Source organism: Enterobacteriaceae bacterium Kacie_13 (assembly GCA_013457415.1).
In the GTDB taxonomy this organism is placed as follows: Bacteria; Pseudomonadota; Gammaproteobacteria; order Enterobacterales; family Enterobacteriaceae; genus Rahnella.
The window spans coordinates 2,481,892-2,503,233 of the sequence record CP045665.1 but is presented as its reverse complement, the minus strand read 5'-3'; the positions used below and the strand labels follow the sequence as shown (position 1 = coordinate 2,503,233).

17 protein-coding genes are annotated in these 21,342 nt (G+C 53.0%); 9 read left to right on the top strand and 8 right to left on the bottom strand.

The window, feature by feature from the left end; all coding sequences use genetic code 11:
* Positions 1-3 precede the first annotated feature (3 nt).
* The 5 genes from GE278_11370 (at position 4) to GE278_11350 (ending at position 5,228) form a co-directional block, all read left to right on the top strand.
* Complete coding sequence (locus GE278_11370; GenBank protein QLK61329.1) at positions 4-882, top strand: ABC transporter permease subunit; 879 nt, start codon at positions 4-6, stop codon at positions 880-882.
* Complete coding sequence (locus GE278_11365) at positions 872-1,777, top strand: ATP-binding cassette domain-containing protein (GenBank protein QLK61328.1); 906 nt, start codon at positions 872-874, stop codon at positions 1,775-1,777. Before GE278_11370 ends, GE278_11365 begins: the two co-directional genes overlap by 11 nt.
* The gene (locus GE278_11360; protein ID QLK61327.1) at positions 1,770-2,447 is read left to right on the top strand and encodes an ATP-binding cassette domain-containing protein; all 678 of its coding nucleotides are present in this window, start codon (positions 1,770-1,772) and stop codon (positions 2,445-2,447) included. The genes GE278_11365 and GE278_11360 overlap by 8 nt, the downstream gene beginning before the upstream one ends.
* 194 nt (positions 2,448-2,641) lie before the next feature.
* Positions 2,642-4,219 carry an ABC transporter substrate-binding protein gene (locus tag GE278_11355; protein ID QLK61326.1) on the top strand — a complete coding sequence of 526 codons (1,578 nt, stop codon included), beginning with the start codon at positions 2,642-2,644 and terminating at the stop codon, positions 4,217-4,219.
* Positions 4,220-4,592: 373 nt separating this feature from the next.
* The gene (locus GE278_11350; protein ID QLK61325.1) at positions 4,593-5,228 is read left to right on the top strand and encodes a DUF998 domain-containing protein; all 636 of its coding nucleotides are present in this window, start codon (positions 4,593-4,595) and stop codon (positions 5,226-5,228) included.
* Positions 5,229-5,267: 39 nt separating this feature from the next.
* Here GE278_11350 and dsbB read toward each other — a convergent pair whose 3' ends face one another.
* Together dsbB and nhaB are read right to left on the bottom strand one after the other, a co-directional pair.
* Positions 5,268-5,798, bottom strand: coding sequence for a disulfide bond formation protein DsbB (gene dsbB / locus GE278_11345; protein ID QLK63273.1), 531 nt, complete (start codon positions 5,796-5,798; stop codon positions 5,268-5,270).
* A gap of 180 nt (positions 5,799-5,978) precedes the next feature.
* Positions 5,979-7,529: a Na(+)/H(+) antiporter NhaB gene (nhaB, locus tag GE278_11340; protein QLK61324.1), complete on the bottom strand. Its 1,551-nt coding sequence runs from the start codon at positions 7,527-7,529 to the stop codon at positions 5,979-5,981.
* 241 nt (positions 7,530-7,770) lie between these two features.
* On the opposite strand from nhaB, the gene fadR reads away from it, so the two are divergent.
* On the top strand, positions 7,771-8,490 hold the full coding sequence (fadR, locus tag GE278_11335) for a fatty acid metabolism transcriptional regulator FadR (GenBank protein QLK61323.1): 720 nt from the start codon (positions 7,771-7,773) through the stop codon (positions 8,488-8,490).
* A gap of 66 nt (positions 8,491-8,556) precedes the next feature.
* Here fadR and GE278_11330 read toward each other — a convergent pair whose 3' ends face one another.
* Entirely contained in the window at positions 8,557-10,092 is a 1,536-nt protein-coding gene (locus tag GE278_11330; GenBank protein ID QLK61322.1) for a SpoVR family protein, read from the bottom strand.
* A 239-nt stretch (positions 10,093-10,331) separates the two neighbouring features.
* Positions 10,332-11,162, bottom strand: coding sequence for an alpha/beta fold hydrolase (locus GE278_11325; protein ID QLK61321.1), 831 nt, complete (start codon positions 11,160-11,162; stop codon positions 10,332-10,334).
* 499 nt (positions 11,163-11,661) lie between these two features.
* On the opposite strand from GE278_11325, the gene GE278_11320 reads away from it, so the two are divergent.
* Together GE278_11320 and dadX are read left to right on the top strand one after the other, a co-directional pair.
* Positions 11,662-12,963 carry an FAD-dependent oxidoreductase gene (locus tag GE278_11320; GenBank protein QLK61320.1) on the top strand — a complete coding sequence of 434 codons (1,302 nt, stop codon included), beginning with the start codon at positions 11,662-11,664 and terminating at the stop codon, positions 12,961-12,963.
* Between the two features lie 66 nt (positions 12,964-13,029).
* The gene (dadX, locus tag GE278_11315; protein QLK61319.1) at positions 13,030-14,100 is read left to right on the top strand and encodes a catabolic alanine racemase DadX; all 1,071 of its coding nucleotides are present in this window, start codon (positions 13,030-13,032) and stop codon (positions 14,098-14,100) included.
* 5 nt (positions 14,101-14,105) lie between these two features.
* Here the strand turns inward: dadX and GE278_11310 are convergent, their stop codons facing one another.
* Positions 14,106-15,302: a Bcr/CflA family efflux MFS transporter gene (locus GE278_11310; GenBank protein ID QLK61318.1), complete on the bottom strand. Its 1,197-nt coding sequence runs from the start codon at positions 15,300-15,302 to the stop codon at positions 14,106-14,108.
* A 162-nt stretch (positions 15,303-15,464) separates the two neighbouring features.
* On the bottom strand, positions 15,465-16,295 hold the full coding sequence (gene nadE / locus GE278_11305; protein QLK61317.1) for an ammonia-dependent NAD(+) synthetase: 831 nt from the start codon (positions 16,293-16,295) through the stop codon (positions 15,465-15,467).
* A gap of 491 nt (positions 16,296-16,786) precedes the next feature.
* On the opposite strand from nadE, the gene GE278_11300 reads away from it, so the two are divergent.
* Complete coding sequence (locus tag GE278_11300; protein ID QLK61316.1) at positions 16,787-17,551, top strand: DUF481 domain-containing protein; 765 nt, start codon at positions 16,787-16,789, stop codon at positions 17,549-17,551.
* Between the two features lie 95 nt (positions 17,552-17,646).
* On the opposite strand, the gene GE278_11295 is transcribed toward GE278_11300, so the two are convergent.
* Positions 17,647-18,921, bottom strand: a complete 1,275-nt coding sequence (locus tag GE278_11295; protein ID QLK61315.1) for a DUF444 family protein — start codon at positions 18,919-18,921, stop codon at positions 17,647-17,649.
* A gap of 34 nt (positions 18,922-18,955) precedes the next feature.
* A complete protein-coding gene (locus GE278_11290; protein QLK61314.1) occupies positions 18,956-20,890 on the bottom strand; it encodes a PrkA family serine protein kinase in 1,935 nt (644 codons plus the stop codon).
* Between the last annotated feature and the right edge of the window lie 452 nt (positions 20,891-21,342).

The window sequence follows — 21,342 nt, the reverse complement described above, 5'->3', positions numbered from 1 at the left end:
CATATGACTCAAATGATCCCTGAACAAACCACGCAGGTTGAAGCCGAAACCGAGACCCGCGTCTGGAAGCCTGCGCGGCGCATCACTGCTCTTTCCATCGGCACGGTGCTGGTGGCGATTCTGGTGCTGACCGCGTTACTGGCACCCTGGCTGGCGCCCTTTGACCCGAATATTCAGCACATCGAAATGCGTCTGCTGCCGCCTTCGCATGCCCACTGGCTGGGTACCGACGGCTTTGGACGCGACCTGTTTTCCCGTGTGGTCTACGGCGCACGCCCGACGCTGCTGCTGGTGTCGCTGATTTTAATCCTGACTATTCCGGTCGGCATGCTGATCGGCATCAGCGCCGGGTATATCGGCGGCTGGTACGAACGTATTGTGATGCGCCTGACGGACATCGTGATGTCATTGCCAAGTCTGGTGATGGCGCTGGCGTTAGTCGCTATTCTTGGCCCTGGCCTGATGAACGGCGCACTGGCGCTGGCTTTCACCAGCTGGCCGCCGTTTGCACGTCAGGCGCGGGCGGAAACGCTGGCGCTGCGCCGCAGTGACTATCTGGCTGCGGCGCGGATGCAGGGCATCGGCGGTTTTCGTCTGATGTTCGGCCACATTCTGCCGCTGTGTCTGCCAAGCGCCGTGGTGCGTGCGGCACTTAGTCTGGGCGGCATCATTCTGGCGTCTGCCGGTCTGGGCTTCCTCGGCATGGGTATTCAGCCACCGACCGCCGAATGGGGCTCGATGGTTGCCGAAGGGAGTAAAGTGATTTTCGACCAGTGGTGGGTCGCCGCTGCACCGGGCGGGGCGATTCTGTTCGCCAGCCTGGCTTTCAACCTGCTGGGCGATGGCCTGCGTGACAAAATGGATCCACGACATGGCAACTGATACGCAATCTCTGCATCAACGGCAGAACCATCAAAAAACGTTGCACAGCGACCGGTTGATTGCCAAAGATCTGACCATCTATCTGCCGGGCGAGCGCCCGCTGGAGCTGGTGAAGTCGTTGTCACTCAACGTCGGTCAGGAACGCGTGGCGCTGGTGGGCGAATCTGGTTCGGGTAAATCTTTGACCGCCCGCGCCCTGATGGGGCTTCTGCCGCACCCGTGCCAGATGCGCGCGACGCAACTGACGCTGGGCGATAATGATCTGACGACCCTGAAAGAGCGAGAGTGGAGCCGTCTGCGCGGTAACCGTGTGTCAATGGTAATGCAGGATCCGAAACACGCGCTGAATCCGACGCAGAAAATCGGCAAGCAGGTGGAAGAACCGCTACGCCTGCACACGCGCCTCGGTCGCAAAGAGCGTCAGGAAAAAGTGAACGACATGCTTAATGCCGTCGGTCTGCCGAATCCGGCATTTTTGCAACAGCAATATCCGCATCAGCTGTCTGGCGGGATGGGGCAGCGCGTGATGCTGGCGATTGCGTTGATTAACGATCCTCAGTGGCTGATAGCCGATGAACCGACCTCTGCGCTGGATTTTGACATGCGAGAGCAGGTGCTCGGCTTGATCGAACGTCTGGTGGAGCAACGCAATATGGGGCTGATTCTGATCAGCCACGATTTACAGCAGGTGGCGCATTACTGCGAGCGCGTACTGGTGATGTACAAAGGCGAACTGCTGGATGAACTTCCGGCAGATCAACTGGCGCACGCCACACATCCCTATACCCATACGCTGTGGTCGTGCCGCCCGAGTAAATTCACTCACGGCGAACGCCTGCCGGTGTTGGATCGTGAGCTTCTGGCTTCACTGAAAAAGGAGTCTCGCCATGAGTGAAGCTATCGCGCAACTGCATCAGCTCAGTGTGTCACACCGGATGGGGCACGAAGTCCGCACCGTGGTACATAACGTCAATTTGACCATCAATAAGGGCGAATGCTTTGGTTTGGTTGGTCCGTCTGGCTGTGGAAAGTCCTCTCTGCTGTGGGTGCTGGCCGGCCTTAACGGGCAGTGGGACGGCAGCCTGAAATTGCTTGGCAACGATGTCAAACCCGGCAAACCGTTCACCGGCAGTCTGCGTCGTGACGTGCAGATGGTGTTTCAGGATCCGTATGCGTCACTGCACCCGAAACACAAGCTGCGGCGCACGCTGGCGGAGCCGCTGAAAATCATCAAAGAGCAGGATATCGAACAGAAAATTGCCGAAGGTTTCCGGCAGGTTGGGCTGGACCCGGCGCTGATGAATCGTTATCCGCATCAGCTTTCCGGCGGGCAGCGTCAGCGCGTGGCGATCGTCCGTGCATTACTGCTAAAGCCAAAACTGTTGCTGCTCGATGAGCCAACCTCTGCGCTGGATATGTCAGTACAGGCGGAAATTCTTAATCTGCTTAATGACCTGAAAGCGGGTGGCGACCTGACCATGCTGCTGGTGAGCCATGATGCGGATGTGATTGATCACATGTGTGACAGGGCGGTGCACATGGCGAAGGGGCATGTGTTGAGCTGAACCGCTCAGTTTTCGCCTCCCCCAGCCAGAGGGGAGGTGCTATCGCGCTATCTTCCCCTTTTTGACGATAAATCCTGCCCTTTATTCCTTAATCTATTTTATTAAAATACAAAGCTTTATTTCATTGTTCTGGCCTTGCCGTTGCACCTCTACACTCGAAAAAACTGTCTTTTCACCTGTGGAGATCGACCTCAATGAAAGTACGTGTTCCTTCCCTGTTATTTCTGCTCATGATGGCTGTCACCCGCGTGGATGCGGCAACACCGGCGGATACGCTGGTAGTGGCCGGTTCGCTTGAAGGTATCATCAGCCTGGATCCGGCGGAAAGTTTTGAAACCGTCAGTTCCGGTAATTTGGTAAACCTTTATCAGCAACTGGTGCAATCTAACCGTCAGCATCCTGACCAGCTCGATCCTGACGCTGCCGCCAGCTGGCAGCCGGGGCCGGACGGGCACAGCCTGATCTTCACCTTAAAAAGCGGACAGAAATTTGCCAGCGGCAATCCGGTTACCGCCGACGATGTGATTTATTCGTTTACCCGCGTGGTGAAACTCAATAAAAGCCCGTCGTTTATTCTCGGTGAACTGGGCTGGACGCCTGAAAACGTTGACGGCAATTTGAAAAAACTGAGCGAGGATAAAGTGCAGCTGAACTGGCCTGCTGATATCGGCAGCGGTCTGGTACTGAGCATTTTATCCGCGCCGGTGGCAGGGATTGTCGACAGTAAATTGCTGAAAGAGCACGTCGAGCAGGATGATTTCGGCAACAGCTGGCTGCGTTCCCGTTCAGCGGGCAGTGGCGCGTTTGAGGTGCGTAACTATGTGCCGCATGAAGCGCTGATTTTCAAACGTAATCCGAACGCCAAACCGCTGGCTAAGCTGGAGAACGTACTGTTTAAGAACGTCGGTGATCCCTCCACCCGTCGTCTGCTGGTACTTAACGGCGATGCGGATGTGGCTTACGATTTAGGTGCCGACCAGTTCAGCTCCTTGCAAAAAGAGAAGGGCGTGCATGTAGCACAGTTCCCGGCGGCCAAAGTGTTCTATCTGGCGTTTAACGTCGGCGATACCACGCAGCCCGCGCTGGCGAACCCTGCACTCTGGGAAGCGGCACGCTGGCTGGTGGATTATCAGGGGATTTCGACTGAACTGCTGAAAGGTCAGTATGGTATTCATCAGACGTTTCTGCCTGACGGTCTGGCCGGGGCAATTGACGATCAGCCATTTAAATATGACGTGAACAAAGCGAAGGAAATCCTCAGTAAAGGCGGTATCGCGCCAGGGACAAAGATCGATTTAATTGTTATCAATCAGCCTCCGTACTCCGATATAGCGCAAGCGCTACAGGCCAGCTTTGCTAAAGCGGATATTAACTTAGTCGTGCATCCGCTGGTGGAAAGCGACGTGCTGACGCGTATGCGCGCGCATAAATTCCAGTCGATCTTCACTTACTGGGGGGCCGATTACCTCGATCCGAACACCAACGCCAGCACCTTCGCGTACAACGTGCCAAACGGCCCGAAAACGCTGGCACAACGGATCCAGTGGGTAATCCCGGAGATCAGCAAACAAACGCGTGCGGCAGCTGCTGAGTCCGATCCCACCAAACGTAAAGCACTTTATGCGGACTTACAGCGCGAGTTGCAACGCAGTTCACCGTTTGTGGTGGCGCTTCAGAGTAAATTGCTGGTGGCGATTCGGGATAACGTGAAGGGCGCAAGCCAGAATGTGGCGGGTAGCCAGCTGTATCTCGATTCGATTACCAAAGAGTAATTTTGACAGTAATGCACGCATCACCCACGTGGCACTCTTTATCAACGATGCATTTTTCTCCCCGCTGCACTCTGGCAGGGATATTGTTGAGAAAATGTCGATAAAGAGTGCAACAAGCAAAACTGTGATATTGCAGCTTGTAGCCAAGACATTGAAAAAGTGAGGATTTAAAAATCCGCAGTGAGTTGGCATATAAGCTGCATTATTTATTCCACAGGGTTTCATCCCACGGAAGGCTGATCAAAGTTATCAAAAAGGCGTCCGTTAGCGTTCAGGAAAACTGAGCGCTAACTGGACGCTTTTTTTTGTGCCTGCGGGCAGGCCTGGGAACTTCCGCTAGAATCACACCACACCTTTGAAAGGAACGTTTTGGATGCGGACATTGTGGCAAAAAGGGGGCGGGCTGTGCTTCACGCTGGGCGGCGCGCAGTATTTGCTGGCGGAAAAAATCAGCGCGCTGGCGTGGCATGCGCCTGATTACTCTTATCGACAGAACTACATCAGCGATTTAGGTATTGCATCGTGCGGGATGACCGCCGATGGCCGTGATATTTGTTCACCGCTGCATACTCTGATGAACAGTGGGTTTGCGATTGAAGGCATTCTGTTTTTTAGCGCCTGCTGGCTGTTGCGTCGTATTTTTCACGAGCCGGGGCGCTCGCTGTTTCTACTGTTCGGCCTGCTGCACGGGATGGGCGGCGTGATGATCGCGCTGTTCCACAGCGGTGGGGGCACTGACGGGGTGACGTTGCATCAAACCGGTGCGGTAATGGCGATAGGGGGCGGGAACCTGTGCCTGTTGTCGGCGGCATGGGTGAAGCGTAACAGCGATGGGTGGCGTGTATTTTCGCGGCTTAGCCTGCTGCTGGGGGGCGTCGGGCTGGTCAGCATGTTCACAATATCGCTGAACGTTTTGCCGGTGGGTATCATTGAACGGATGTCGGTTTACACCATTACCTGCTGGCAGATTGTGGTGGGTATCTGGCTGTTTCTGAAAAATCAGGAATAAAAAAGCGCCCGCAGGCGCTTAGTGATAAAAATTTGTGAATCAGCGGCCGAAAAGATCGCGGCGTTTCGGTTTTACGAACTGAGCCAGCAGCACCAGCACACCGATCACCATGAAGACGCTGAACACCACGACCAGCCACTGCGGCATGCCGAGCGACAGGAATTCCCACTGTTTCTCTGCACAGTCACCGCTGGCAACGAACATGCCAGGGAACCATTTGTCCAGAGGCAGCCAGGTCGGGAAGCGTGCGGCGAAATCACAGGTCGCAAACGGAGAGGGGTGCAGCTGGATCATGGTGTGTTCCCATGACAGGCGGATCCCTTCGTAAGCGCTGTACAGCCAGATTAAAATACCGGCATAACGTAACCAGGTCGCTGGCGCGATAGCCCCCACCAGCCCTGCACCTAAAATACCCAGCAAAGCACAACGCTCATAAATACACATGACACACGGCTTAAGTAACATCACGTGTTGGAAATACAACGCAACCAGCTCGAGGATAAGCGCGGTCAGTGCCATCAGAAGCCAGGCACCGCGTCCCTGTGAGCAACGGTTAAGATATTGCAACATAGTCATTTTTTCCCTGCAGTTAGCTACTGAGACGCAGTGTAAACCAATTACCTCACGCTGCCAGCCTGTACAAATAAAAATTAGGTAAATAATTGCGTTAATACGGACTATTCCACTTTAATTTCGGTAATTTCTAAGAAGACCATCGTTTCAGAAATTACCGGCGTTTCACCTTTTACATCAGCTGAGTGCAATCCAGCCCATATCGGTGTACCACTGCGTCATCTCCGGCAGCAGGAACTGTACACACAGCAGGCCGACCAGCGTCATCACCACCGTATAGGGCAGCGCCATCCATACCATCCGTCCATAGGACAAACGGATCAGCGGCGCAAGCGCAGAGGTCAGCAAGAACAGAAAGGCTGCCTGCCCGTTGGGTGTCGCCACGGATGGCAAATTTGTGCCGGTGTTGATTGCCACCGCCAGCAATTCAAACTGTTTGAGACTGATAGCACCGCTTTCCAGTGCGGCTTTGGCTTCGTTGATATACACCGTGCCGACGAAGACATTGTCTGAGACTGACGAGAGCAGGCCGTTGAACAAGTAGAACAAAGACAGCTGATGCGAGGGCGCGGACTGCAACACAAAGTGAATGATCGGGCTGAACAGGTGCTGTTCAATGATCACCGCAACCACGGCGAAGAAGACGGTCAGCAGGGCGGTAAACGGCAGAGATTCCTGAAAGGCTTTGCCGATGGCGTGCTCATCGGTCACGCCGCAGAACGCGGTGGCAAAGATGATCACTGACAGACCAATCAGGCCCACTTCTGCGAGATGGAACGCCAGCGCCACAATCAGCCAGACGCCAATCAGCGCCTGAACACCCAGTTTGATTCGCTCCTGTCGCGTGCTGTTTTCACTGTTTTTCTGATCGAACTTCTTCAGTACCTCAAAGACTGGCTGCGGCAACTGTGCACCATAACCAAACCAGCGGAAACGCTCGACCAGCGCACAGACGATAAAGCCGCAGATAAACACCGGCACGCTGACCGGCGACATGCGGATCAGGAAATCGGCGAACTGCCAGCCCGCGCTTTTGGCAATGATCAGATTTTGTGGTTCGCCGACCATGGTCATCACGCCGCCCAGCGCCGTGCCGACGCCTGCGTGCATCATCAGGCTGCGCAGAAAGGCGCGGAACTGCTCGAGGATCGCCTGATGCTGCTGATTACCGGTAAAGGAGCTGTCATCGTTGATGTCTGTACTTTCACTTTGATTGGAGGCGACCTTGTGGTAGATAGAATAGAAACCAACGGAAACGCTGATCACCACGGCGATCACCGTCAGGGCATCGAGAAAGGCGGACAAAAACGCAGCCGCGAAACAAAACGCCAGCGAGAGGGCGATTTTATTGCGCAAATTCAGCAGCAGTTTGGTGAAGACGTACAGCAGGAGTTGCTTCATGAAGTAGATGCCAGCGACCATGAAAATCAGGAGCAGGATCACTTCCAGATTGGCGGAAATCTCTTCACGGATACGTTCCGCGCTGGTCATGCCTATCATCACGGCTTCGATGGCCAGCAAACCTCCCGGCTGTAGCGGGTAGCATTTCAGCGCCATACCCAACGTGAAAATGAATTCCACCACCAGCATCCAGCCTGCCAGAAAGGGGCTGACCAGAAAATATACCAGCGGATTGATGACCAGAAACGCCAGAATGGTTATTTTGTACCAGTTGGGCGATTGCCCCAGAAAGTTTTTTACAAATGCGCGCGTAAACGTAGTTTCCATATTCCCCAAAGACTCCTGTTATTATTACTTATCTTTCAAATGGATAAACGTGTGACGTTATTCTCATTATTGCGGCGACCGGATAAATGACCGCAATAAGTTGTTCAAAAATTTAAAATTTTGCCAACCCCTGCACAGTTTCGACATTGGTTCCGCCTGGGCGCTATAACCCGCGATTTTCATCTGGTATGATGAGCGTAACTTTATCCCCAATAAATGCCCCAAACGGAACGACAAACACATGGTTATTAAGGCACAAAGTCCTGCCGGTTTTGCCGAAGAGTATATCATCGAAAGTATCTGGAACAGTCGGTTCCCGCCCGGTTCAATTTTACCGGCTGAAAGAGAACTTTCAGAACTCATTGGGGTAACCCGTACTACGTTACGTGAAGTTTTACAGCGCCTTTCCCGCGACGGCTGGCTAACCATTCAGCACGGGAAGCCGACGAAAGTGAACAACTTCTGGGAAACCTCCGGCCTGAATATTTTGGAAACGCTGGCGCGTCTCGACCACGACAGCGTTCCGCAACTGATCGACAATCTGCTGTCAGTTCGTACTAATATTGCGACAATTTTTATCCGTAAAGCGATGCGCACTAATCCGGACGAAACGCAGAAAGTACTCGCGACGGCCACCGAGGTGGAAGATAACGCAGAAGCCTTTATGCTGCTTGATTACGATATTTTCCGCGGTCTGGCGTTTGCCTCCGGTAACCCGATTTATGGGCTGATCATCAACGGTCTGCGCGGTTTATATCAGCGCGTCGGGCGTTATTACTTCTCCAATCCGGAGGCTCGTAAACTGGCGATTGCGTTCTACAAAAAATTGTCAGACATTTGCCACGAGAAAAGTTACGAGCAGATTGTTGATTGTGTTCGCAATTATGGCCGTCAGAGCGGCGAGATCTGGCACAGCATGCAGGGCACTATGCCAGGCGATCTGACCGAACAGAAGAAATAAACCGGGATTGCGGAAAGAAGAAAAGGGCGCCGAGCGCCCTTTTTTAATGCCTGAAATCAACCTGAATCACAATGGCGCAGGACGCGGCGGGCAGCGTTCCAGCAGTTCGACACTGCCGTCTTCGTTGAGTTGCTCGATAAACACATCGAAGCCCCACAAACGGTGCACGTGCTTCATCACTTCCCGGCGGCTTTTATCCAGCGGCGCGCGATCCTGCGGGATGTAGCGCAGCGTCAGTGAACGGTCGCCCCGTAAATCTACGTTCCACACCTGAATGTTTGGTTCGTGATTGCTCAGATTGTACTGCGCAGAAAGTTCCTGACGAATCGCCCGGTAGCCTTCTTCATTGTGGATAGCCGCGATTTCCAGGTAGTTATTATGGTCGTCATCGAGCACGGTAAACAGGCGGAAATCGCGCATCACCTTCGGCGACAAGAACTGGCTGATAAAACTTTCATCTTTGAAATCACGCATCGCGAAATGCAGCGTGGTCAGCCAGTCGGAACCGGCGATATCAGGGAACCAGTAGTAATCTTCCTCCGTCGGCTCCTGGCAGATACGTTTGATGTCCTGGAACATCGCAAAACCCAGCGCATACGGGTTAATCCCGCTGTAATACGGGCTGTTGTACGGCGGCTGGAACACCACGTTAGTGTGGCTGTGCAGAAATTCCAGAATAAAGCGGTCGGACACTTTTCCTTCGTCATACAGATGATTGAGGATGGTGTAATGCCAGAACGTGGCCCAGCCTTCGTTCATCACCTGCGTCTGTTTTTGCGGATAGAAATACTGGCTTATCTTACGCACGATGCGCAAAATCTCGCGCTGCCAGGGTTCGAGCAACGGCGCATTCTTCTCCATGAAGTACAGCAGGTTTTCCTGCGGCTCGGAAGGGAAGCGTCGAGCCTGTTCTGGCGCATCGATAGCATCTTTTCGCGGAAGGGTTTTCCACAGCGTGTTCACCTGACTTTGCAGATATTCTTCACGGCTTTTTTGCCGCGCCAGTTCTTCCTGTAAAGAGATTTTCTGCGGACGTTTATAGCGATCAACGCCGTAATTCATCAGCGCATGGCAGGAATCTAACAACCGCTCCACTTCCTCGGTACCGTAACGCTCTTCGCATTCGCTAATATAGCGTTTGGCGAACAGCAAGTAATCGACTATCGAGCTGGCGTCGGTCCAGCTTTTAAACAGATAGTTATTTTTGAAGAAAGAGTTGTGTCCGTAGCACGCATGGGCCATGACCAGCGCCTGCATCGTGATGGTGTTTTCTTCCATCAGATAGGCGATACACGGGTTGGAGTTGATGACGATTTCATACGCCAGGCCTTGCTGGCCGTGCTTATACAACTGTTCGGTTTCAATAAATTTCTTGCCGAAAGACCAGTGGGTGTAGTTGATGGGCATACCGATACTGGAGTAGGCATCCATCATCTGTTCTGAAGTGATGATTTCGATTTGATGAGGATAAGTGTCCAGCCGGTATGACTTCGCCACCCGGTCGATCTCTGTGAGATAGGTTTGCAACAAATCAAACGTCCAGTCCGGTCCATCGCTAAGACGTTTGTCCTCAGTATTTTTCTTTTGGGTCACTGTCGTCATAAGCCGCACCCTCATTCAGTTATGGACGCTACAGAGTGTTTGATTCACAACCTTTTCTTAATATTTCGCACGTCCAATAGTAATCGTAGCTCAATCTGATTTTGCTGCCTGATAAAGACCAGAAATCCGTTCCTGTTTCAATCTATATCCTCACGTCTGCACGCTGTCAATTGCCCCGTGGCAGGAACAAAAAAGCCCTGCAAGGCAGGGCCGGATGCTTTATTAAAAGAGCAGGGAATTCAGCTGCGGATAAACGCCAGCAGATCTTTGTTAATTTCGTCTTTATGTGTGCTGCACAGACCATGCGATGCGCCCGGATAGACTTTCTCAATGCCTTGTGGCAACAGTTTTAGCGCCGCTTTACTGGAAGACACCGGCGGTACAATCTGATCGTCATCGCCGTAGATTACCAGCGTCGGGAGGGTCATCTTCTTAAGATCTTCACGCTGGTCTGTTTCAGAAAAGGCCTTCACGCAGTCATACAATGATTTGATCGACCCCTGCATGCCTTGCAGCCAGAAACTCTCTTTCAGACCCTCGGACACTTTCGCTCCCGGTCGGTTGAAACCGTAGAACGCTTCCGGCAGATCGCGGAAAAACTGTGAACGGTCGTTCTTCACGCCGTCGCGAATGCCGTCAAAGACCGAGAGCGGCAGGCCGTCCGGATTGAAGTCGGTTTTGATCATAATAGGCGGGACCGCGCCAATCAGCACTGCTTTGGCGACGCGCGAGGTGCCGTGGCGGCCAATGTAACGGGCGACTTCGCCGCCGCCGGTAGAGTGTCCCACGTGGACCGCGTCCTGCAAATCAAGATGGGCAGTCAGTTCGGCCAGATCATCAGCATACTGATCCATGTTATTGCCGTCCCACGACTGCGAGGAGCGACCGTGCCCGCGGCGGTCAGCGGCGATCACGCGATAACCGTTATTGGCCAGAAACAGCATCTGGTCTTCGAAGGCGTCCGACGTCAGGGGCCAGCCATGGCTGAATACCACCGGCTGCCCACTTCCCCAGTCTTTGTAAAAAAGCTGCGTACCATCTTTAAGTTTCAGAAAGTTTGAATTATTCACACATCGTCCTCTTAGGGTGGAAAGGAAAGCGTTGAAACGGTAACCGGTAAAAGTGTAGGTGAATTTTTGAGTCATTGAGGTAAATGTGATGCAGGTAGCATTTCCAGCGGGTTTATAAACGGCCAAAGGCAGGATCCGCGTTATCTCTTGGGGATATGAGGGAATATCACCGTTGCTTATGTTTGTAGTTATTTATTCTACATAAATGGTCATATAAAAGAATAAATGGCCGTTAAAAATCTCACTCCGTCGGTCATAAATCCTGATGACATCAACGCTGTCATTGCTGTCAAAAAACCATAAATTTCTCTGTGCGTAGTGATAATGTTGCGCGATATCGTTATTTATTTGTCCCTATTGAAAAAAAACCGACAATGAACGATAAATAATTGTGAAACAACTCACGGTTATGAACGCCTGTGTTGGCGATTTTTGGCAGTCAGGTTAATTTCCTGTCATCAGAATATTATGCTTTGTTTGGGCGTGGAGTGGAGTCGATATGCGCGTAGTGATTTTAGGCAGTGGTGTGGTCGGTGTCGCCAGTGCATGGTATCTGGCCAAAGCGGGTCATCAGGTGACGGTTATCGACCGTCAGTCGGGTCCGGCTGAAGAAACCAGCGCGGGCAATGCGGGGCAGATCTCACCGGGCTACGCGGCACCCTGGGCGGCTCCCGGCGTCCCGGTCAAAGCGATAAAATGGATGTTTCAGAAACACGCGCCGCTGGCCATTCGCCTCGACGGCACGCAGTTCCAGCTCAAATGGATGTGGCAGATGCTGCGCAATTGCGACATGAATCATTATCAGACCAACAAGGGCCGCATGGTACGTCTGGCGGAATACAGCCGCGACTGCATGAAAGTACTGCGTGAAGATACCGGTATTCAGTACGAAGGACGTCAGGGGGGCACGTTGCAGCTCTTTCGTACTGCACAGCAGTTTGAAAGCGCCGCGAAGGACATCGCCGTGCTGGAGGATGCCGGTGTGCCTTATCAGCTGCTGGAATCCAGCCAGCTGGCGACAGCTGAACCTGCGCTGGCGCAGGTCGCGCACAAACTAACCGGTGGCCTGCGTTTGCCGAATGACGAAACCGGTGACTGCCAGATGTTTACCCGCAAGCTGGCAGAGATGGCCCGGCAGGCGGGCGTGGTGTTTGAATTCAACCGTACCGTGGACAAGCTGCTGGTAGAAAACGGCGAAATCACCGGCGTCCAGTGTGGTGATGACGTGAAGAAAGCCGATGCCTACGTGGTGGCGTTCGGTTCGTATTCCACCGCGCTGCTGGCTGATCTGGTCTCGATTCCGGTGTATCCGCTGAAAGGTTACTCGCTGACCATTCCGATTACCGATCCGGCTTCTGCGCCAGTATCTACCGTGCTGGATGAAACTTATAAAATAGCCATTACCCGCTTTGACGATCGAATTCGCGTGGGCGGGATGGCGGAAATCGTCGGCTTTAATCTTAAGCTGGCGCAGGCACGTCGTGAAACTCTGGAAATGGTTGTAAGAGATCTTTACCCGAACGGCGGTAACGTGGAACAGGCGACATTCTGGACCGGCCTGCGCCCGATGACGCCGGACGGCACGCCGATCGTTGGCCGTACCCGTATCAAAAACCTGTTCCTCAATACCGGCCACGGAACGTTGGGCTGGACTATGGCCTGCGGCTCCGGGCAACTGCTGGCTGACATTATGTCCGGTGTCACTCCGGCGATCCCGTCCGACGATCTGTCGGTAGAGCGTTACAGCCCCGGCTTTATCGCGCAGCCGGCCGGCTCGCATAAAATGCATCCGGTGGGCTGAACCCGCTGTTAATTCCGCCTGTTCCGTCGTGGCGCAGGCGCTACTTTTTTTACTGCCGGAGCTGGTATGCCTCGCCCGATTTCTGCCACCTTATCTCTCTCTGCGTTATCTCATAATCTGGACGTCATCCGCCGTTTTGCACCAAACAGCAAGGTCTGGGCGGTGGTGAAAGCCAACGGCTACGGCCACGGTATTTCGCGTATCTGGAAAAGCTTGTCCGGGGCAGACGGTTTTGCACTGCTCGATTTTAAAGAAGCGATTTTATTGCGCGAAGCGGGCTGGGAAGGCCCCGTTCTGTTGCTGGAAGGTTTTTTTAGCGCCAGTGATTTGGCCGCGGTTGACCGCTTTCGCCTGACCACGTCGGTACACAGCGACTGGCAGATTGCCGCACTGGAAGAGGCGCAGCTCATCCAGCCGGTAAATATCTATCTGAAAGTAAACAGCGGCATGAACCGTTTGGGTTTTGCCCCTGACCGCATCAAAGAAATCTGGCAACGGCTGCGCGCGCTCAAGCAGGTGGGGGAAATCACCCTGATGAGCCATTTCGCCACCGCCGACAGCGCGGAAGGCGTGGATGCACAGATGGCGGTGATTACGCAGGCAGGAGAGGGCATCAGCGGGCCGCGCTCCCTGGCTAACTCTGCCGCGACCTTGTGGCATCCGCATACGCATAATGACTGGGTGCGACCGGGCATTATTCTTTATGGCGCATCGCCGAGCGGGCAATGGCATGACATCGCCAATACCGGCCTGCAACCGGTGATGACGCTCAGCAGTGAGCTTATAGGTATTCAGCACCTGAATCCGGGCGATCGCGTGGGCTACGGCGCACGTTATACGGCGTCGCAGTCGCAGCGCATTGGTGTGGTGGCCTGTGGTTATGCGGACGGATATCCGCGCCATGCGCCGTCCGGTACGCCGGTATGGGTAGACGGCGTGCGCACGGTAACGGTCGGGACGGTCTCAATGGACATGCTGGCGGTGGATTTAACGCCGTGCCCTCAGGCCCTGATTGGAACGCCGGTCGAGCTGTGGGGGCAAAATCTGCCAGTCGATGACGTTGCTGCCGCCTGCGGTACGCTGGGGTATGAACTGCTGAGTGCGCTCGCACCCCGTGTACCGGTAACAACAGTCTAAAACTCTTACTTCTCCAGACGGGTCAGGCGGCCCGTCGATCTTTTGCTGGCACGACGTGCCAGCATTGCCAGACACCCCCCGGCCAGCATCACCAGCGCTACGCTCAGCTTCGGCTGTAACGGCAGCGCCATCGCGATAAATCCGAACAACGCACCTCCTGCCATCTGCACCGAACCGACCAGCGCAGAGGCGACACCTGCTTCACTGGAGAACGGCTCAAGCGCATAGCTGGTCGCCGGCCCCATCAGAAAGGCCAGTCCGGCACAGGCGCTGGCGACTGGCAGCATGTACAACCAGGTCGCAGTTTGTTCCGCCGGTGGGACCAGCGTGATCCCCGCAATCAACCCGGCGCAGCCGATAAACATCAAAATGCCGCCCGTTTTTAAACACACCGGACGTCCGACCTTACGGATAATGCGGTTGGCAACAAAACTCACCGCCATGATCCAGAACCCGTTCGCGCCGAAGACGATGGAAAACTCCAGTGGCGTGAGTCCGGCGACATTCATCAGCACCGTCGGTGCCAGGGAGACGTAGGTCAGCGCCATACCCATCGCACCGGCGTTCACCAGCGCAAAAGTGATAAAGCGCGAGTCCGACAAAATACGGGCGTACTGACGAAACGGCAGACCGGTATTGGTTTGGGTATCTGCCGGGCGGGTTTCCGGCAGTTTGAAAATGACCAGCAACAGGATCGCCACGGTATAGCCGCTGAGCACCCAAAATGGCGCCCGCCAGCCGTAGTACTGAGCGATCAAGCCACCGATCAGCGGTGCCAGGGCCGGAATGATGTTCAGTGTGCCGTTAAGAAAACCGTAGGCGCGGGCGGCATCGTTGCCGCTCATGCGGTCGCGCACGCCGCTGAAAATCACTACCGACGTACAGCACACCGCCAGCCCCTGAACCACGCGTGAAAGCAGGAACATCCACGGCGCGACGGATGTCGCGGCAATAATTGCACCTGCCAGGTACACAACTATCCCGATAATGGCGATCGGGCGACGACCGAATTTATCCACCAGCGGCCCGGCCACCAGTTGCCCCAGCCCCATCACCAGAATGAATAAGGAAATCGAGGACTGAATCACCGCCTCTGAGCTGTTCAGACCGATGGCAATCGCCGGGATGGCGGGCAGATATAAATCAATACCCAGCGGGCCAAGCAATACCATGCTAAGCAACAGAAAAAGGAATTTTTGCATTGAAAACATCACTGTCAGTCATCAGAAAGGACGCTAAGGGTAATGATTTAGTTAATGAATGGGAAGGTACTTGTGACAATCAGGTGAGCGGGGGATGTGAACCAGAGTGGACAACAACACGGACACTCTGGGAGTGTCCGTAAATTCATTGTTCCGAAAGAGTTATTTTTTCTTCCAGAAATCGTCGAACACCGTCACTGGCGGCTGGCGTTTGTGCTCAGTGCGCAGATACCAGCCTTCGATAATTTTTGCGGACGCCTCGTCGATAGTCTTGCCTTCCAGATAATCGTCGATCAGTTCGTAGGTCACGCCCAGCGCCACTTCATCCGGCAAGGCAGGGCGGTTTTCTTCTAAATCTGCCGTCGGCGCTTTGGTATAAAGATGTTCCGGGCAACCGAGTTCTTTCAGCAGCGCTTTCCCCTGACGTTTGTTCAGACGGAAAATCGGGTTGATGTCCGTGCCGCCGTCGCCGTATTTGGTGAAGAACCCGGTGACTGCTTCTGCCGCGTGATCGGTGCCGACCACTACGCCTTTCTTCATTCCTGCAATGCTGTACTGCGCTTTCATACGCTCGCGGGCTTTTTCGTTGCCCTTGATGAAATCACTCAGTTCGATACCGATTTCACGCAACGTCGCTTCGCTCGCCAGCACGGCATTTTTGATATTAACCGTCAGAACCTGATCCGGCTCAATAAAGGTGATCGCATCCTGACAGTCGGATTCATCGGCCTGCACGCCGTAAGGCAGACGCACCGCGATGAACTGATAGCTGTCGTCAGCCGTTTGTGCACGTAATTCGCTAATTGCCGTTTGGCAAAGTTTGCCGGTAAGAGTAGAATCCTGCCCGCCGCTGATGCCGAGTACCAAAGATTTAATAAAGGGATGGGCCAGCAGATAACTTTTGAGAAAATCGGCGCTGACACGCACTTCCTGCGCGGCATCGATTTGCGGTTTAACGTGCAGCGCCTGAATAATGTCTTGTTGTAAAGCCATGACCACTCCTCCTGAAGGCTGCCTTCGAGGAACCCGAGGCAAAAATAAGATGTTATCAGGACAAACCTACCCCGCATTGCTCAAAAGGACAAGATTGCGCAGTGCGTTCGACGGAAATCTGTTCGCTGTTGGGCCATGATTACTCTGGCGGGGTCCGCCGGAGAGCATGTTATCTGGCCACATGACGTGCTATCACACAGCTTTCGTGACGAACCGGCGTTGGAATGAAAAATCAACGCCACAAAACGTAATGATTGCGTTTTTTTATTGCATGAAGTTTTTGCTAATAATTTAAGTGATTAGGAACTGTCTAAAAAAGTCGCTTTAATAAGATATCGCGGGCTGAGTGCGTTATATTTGTTGCGGTAAAAAATTTGTATGTATGTGCCATCGAAACGGAGTTGCCAGGCTTGATTAACGGATCCTAATTAATGGCATTAATCGTGTAGTTCAATATCGTTATTTGCCTTAAGTCATATTGGGGAAGCAAAATGTTTTTTCGGGTTGTACGTCATTTACCAGTGTGTGCCGTTGTCTGCGGTGCCTCGCTGTTCAGTATCTCAAGCCTTGCAGACACCACTATTTTCACCGCGTTAGATGACCCTGCTCAGGCGAAAAAGCCATTCGTGGGCAATGTTCAGGCGGGTTACAGTGCACAAACCGGTAATACCAGCAACTCAACGCTGAATGCCGATACCACGATGACCTGGTTTGGTACCAACACGGCAAACAGCCTGTGGGGTTCTGCGCGTAACACGTCCTCTTCCGGTGTGCGTTCATCCGAGAAGTATCAGGCCGGTGCCCGTACCCGTTACAATATCGATAACGCCAACTATCTGTTCGGTCAGGCCAGCTGGCTGAGTGACCGTTACAATGGTTACCGCGCGCGTGATGTGGCCACTGTCGGTTACGGTCGTCAGATCTGGAGCGGTCCGGTTCATACGCTGAATCTGGAAGCCGGTCCGGGTGTTCGTCATGATGAATTCCAGCAGGGCGGTAACACCACGCGCGCGCTGGCTTACGGCTCAGGCACCTACGGTTATCAGATAAGCGATACCGCTAAGTTCACCCAGGGCGTTTCCGTGTTAGCGAACGATGAAACCACGCTGAACTCTGAAACCGCGCTGACCGTAGCGATCAATAGCCACTTCTCTTTGAAAGTCGCTTACGACGTCACCTACAACACCAAACCACCAGCCAGTGCGCCGGATAAAACCGATACCGTCACTTCTGTGAATCTGGTTTACGGCATGTAATTTCTCGTTTAGAGAAATTAAGTGCACAAAAAATTTACGTATTAAAAAAGCCGGCAGATTTATTTGCCGGCTTTTTATTTATCTCAATCTCAATCTCACCCATTTTCAGTTTGCTTATGAAAAAGCTCCCTGAACACCGGGTAAATATCTTCTTGTTCTCGGATATGCTGCATCGCAAAATTACCAAACTTCTGCTGTAGCACTTCGTATTCACGCCACAGCGTCTGGTGGGCGCGGCGGGTGATTTCGATATAGCTGTAATATCGCACCATGGGCAGGATCTTCTGTGCCAGAAGCTGGTGACAGAGAGGGGAGTCGTCAGCCCAGTTGTCACCATCGGAGGCCTGCGCGGCATAAATGTTCCACTGCGCCGGATCGTATCGTTCCTGAATGACTTCATCCATCAGCTTCAGTGCGCTTGAAACGATGGTCCCGCCTGTTTCCTGCGAGTAGAAGAACTCCTGTTCGTCCACTTCTTTGGCTTGTGTATGGTGACGGATGTAGACCACATCGACGTTTTTATACGTCCGGCTCAGGAACAGATAGAGCAGAATGTAAAAACGTTTGGCCATGTCTTTGGTTGCCTGGTCCATCGAACCTGAGACATCCATCAGGCAGAACATCACCGCCTGACTTGAAGGCTCAGCACGACGTTCGTAATTGCGGTAACGCAAATCAAAGGTATCGATGAATGGCGTTTTGGCGATTTTCGCCCGCAACTCGGCGATCTCTTTGCGCAGACGTTCTTCTTCCAGTAATTGCGCCGGTTCACTGATTTCAACTTCAGAAAGCGTTGACTCCAGTTCTCGCAGCGCCCGTTTTTTGCCCGCAGTCATCGCCGTACGGCGTGCCAGCGAGTTTTGCAAAGAACGCACCACACTGATATTGGCCGGCACACCGTTGGAGGTGTAGCCTGAGCGGTGGGTTTTAAACTCAGTCAGCTGTTTATGCTGATTTTTCTTCAGGTTTGGCAGCGCCAGATCCTCAAACAGCAGGTCGAGATACTCATCTTTGGAGATCTGGAAGGAGAACTCGTCCTCGCCTTCACCGTCCTGACTGGCATCGCCCTGACCACTGCCGCCGCCACCGCCCCCTTGCGGTCTTTCGATACGGTCATTCTGCACAAAGTGGTCATTGCCGGGGTGAACACGGTGGCGCAAGCCACCGCGACCCTGATGGAACATGGGTTCATTGATATCAGAATTGGGGATCGAGACTGACTCCCCGCTATCGACGTCGGTAACCGAACGCTTGTTGATGGCCTCGGCAATCGACTGTTTGATTTGCGACTTATAGCGTCGCAAAAAGCGCTGGCGGTTAACCGCGCTTTTGTTTTTGCCATTAAGCCGACGGTCAATAAAATACGTCATATTTCCCCCAAACGGCGTTGCCAACAATCCCCTGTTAAGAGGATTTTCTCACGCGCAGATACCATTCACACAGCAGGCGAACCTGTTTGCGTGTATATCCTTTCTCCATCATTCTGTCGACAAAATCATCATGTTTCTTCTGTTCATCGGTCGACGTTTTGGCGTTAAACGAGATAACTGGCAGTAATTCCTCGGTATTTGAGAACATTTTTTTCTCAATGACCGTGCGCAGTTTTTCGTAACTGGTCCAGTTGGGGTTGCGACCGCTGTTATTGGCGCGGGCACGCAGCACGAAGTTGACTATCTCATTACGGAAATCTTTTGGATTGCTGATCCCGGCCGGTTTTTCGATTTTCTCCAGCTCGGCATTCAGCGATTCACGGTCAAACAACTGGCCGGTGTCCGGATCACGGTATTCCTGATCCTGAATCCAAAAATCAGCGTACGTGACATAACGGTCGAAAATGTTTTGCCCGTATTCCGAATAGGATTCCAGATAAGCGGTCTGGATCTCTTTGCCGATGAATTCAGCGTATTTAGGGATCAGATAGCCTTTCAGGTGCTCAAGATACTTTTCAGCGATGTCCTGCGGGAATTGCTCGCGCTCGATTTGCTGTTCCAGAACGTAGAACAGATGAACCGGGTTAGCGGCGACTTCCACATGATCAAAGTTGAAGACGCGGGACAAAATCTTGAACGCAAAACGCGTCGAGAGCCCGTTCATGCCTTCGTCCACCCCCGCATAATCGCGGTATTCCTGATAAGACTTGGCTTTCGGGTCGGTATCTTTCAGGCTTTCACCATCGTATACCCGCATTTTGGAATAGCTGCTGGAGTTCTCAGGCGTTTTAAGACGCGACAGAATCGAGAAGCGGGCCAGCGTTTCCAGCGTTCCCGGTGCGCACGGTGCATGGGAAAGTTCACTGTTGCTGAGCAGTTTGTCGTAGATTTTCATCTCTTCCGACACGCGCAGGCAGTAAGGCACTTTTACGATGTATACACGGTCGAGGAAGGCTTCGTTGTTCTTGTTGTTACGGAAGGTCACCCACTCCGATTCGTTGGAGTGAGCCAGAATAATGCCGTTGAACGGCAGGGCGGAGATCCCTTCAGTACCGTTGTAGTTACCTTCCTGCGTAGCGGTCAGTAACGGATGCAGCACTTTGATCGGCGCCTTAAACATCTCAACGAATTCCATCACACCCTGGTTTGCGCGGCACAGTGCGCCGGAATAGCCGTAGGCGTCAGGATCGTTTTGCGCGTGGTTTTCCAGCTTACGGATATCCACTTTCCCAACCAGCGCGGAGATGTCCTGGTTGTTCTCATCGCCGGGCTCGGTCTTGGCGATAGCGATTTGTTCGAGAATCGACGGCCAGACTTTGACGACTTTGAATTTGGTGATGTCACCGCCAAACTCATGCAAGCGTTTTGCGGCCCACGGCGACATGATGGTGCCGAGGTAGCGCGGAGGAATGTTGTATTCTTTTTCAAGAATGTGCGCATCTTCCTGTGGATTAAACAGGCAGAGCGGATGATCGTTTACCGGGCTACGGTCGCCGTTGGCACTCAGCACATAAATTGGTACGCGTTGCATGAGGGATTTTAGCCGTTCGGCCAGTGAGGATTTACCGCCACCCACCGGGCCGAGTAAATAAAGGATTTGTTTCTTTTCTTCCAGGCCCTGCGCGGCATGTTTGAGATAGGAGACGATCTGTTCGATAGCCTCTTCCATACCGTAAAACTCTTCAAATGCAGGGTAGCGTGCAACAACACGGTTCGAGAATAAACGCGACAGGCGTGGCTCAAGCGCGGTGTCTACCATCACTGGTTCACCGATTGCCATCAACAGACGTTCCGCCGCATTGACATATGCACTGCGATCTTGCCGAGCAATGGTAAGAAATTCCTGCAGTGTGAACTCTTCGTCCTTGGCAGCCTCATAGCGCTGGCGATAGTGGTCAAATATGTTCATACGATGCCCGTCCTTCGTTATTTTACCCTTCGTACCTGAGCCGTAGCGAATTAAGCGGCGACCACATGACTTGGGTAAAGCACAGGTAATTGAGAGCGTAAATCTACTTTTACACAATCGCTCCCGGAAGAAAGATCCCACCTGAATACAGCAACCCTTATGCCAACTTGCAGAACCCCTTGGATATCGACAGTTGCGACTGACTAAGAACTGTCTTAAATCGGTGGAGCGGGCAACCGGTTCAGGCTAAGTCTTTCATCTATTTATAAGCGTAGTTTGGCATTACAAAAATTTCCTCTCTGCTTCTGGCGTTTTTTAAGTCATATCAATGACTCAGTTCTCACTAACGGTCGGAAAAGCCTTACGGGACGCGCTCTCCAGCCAGAAAGCGTTTTCTTTAGTCATTTTTATTTCATATTTTGCAGATAAATTATGCGATCGCACCGGTTTTA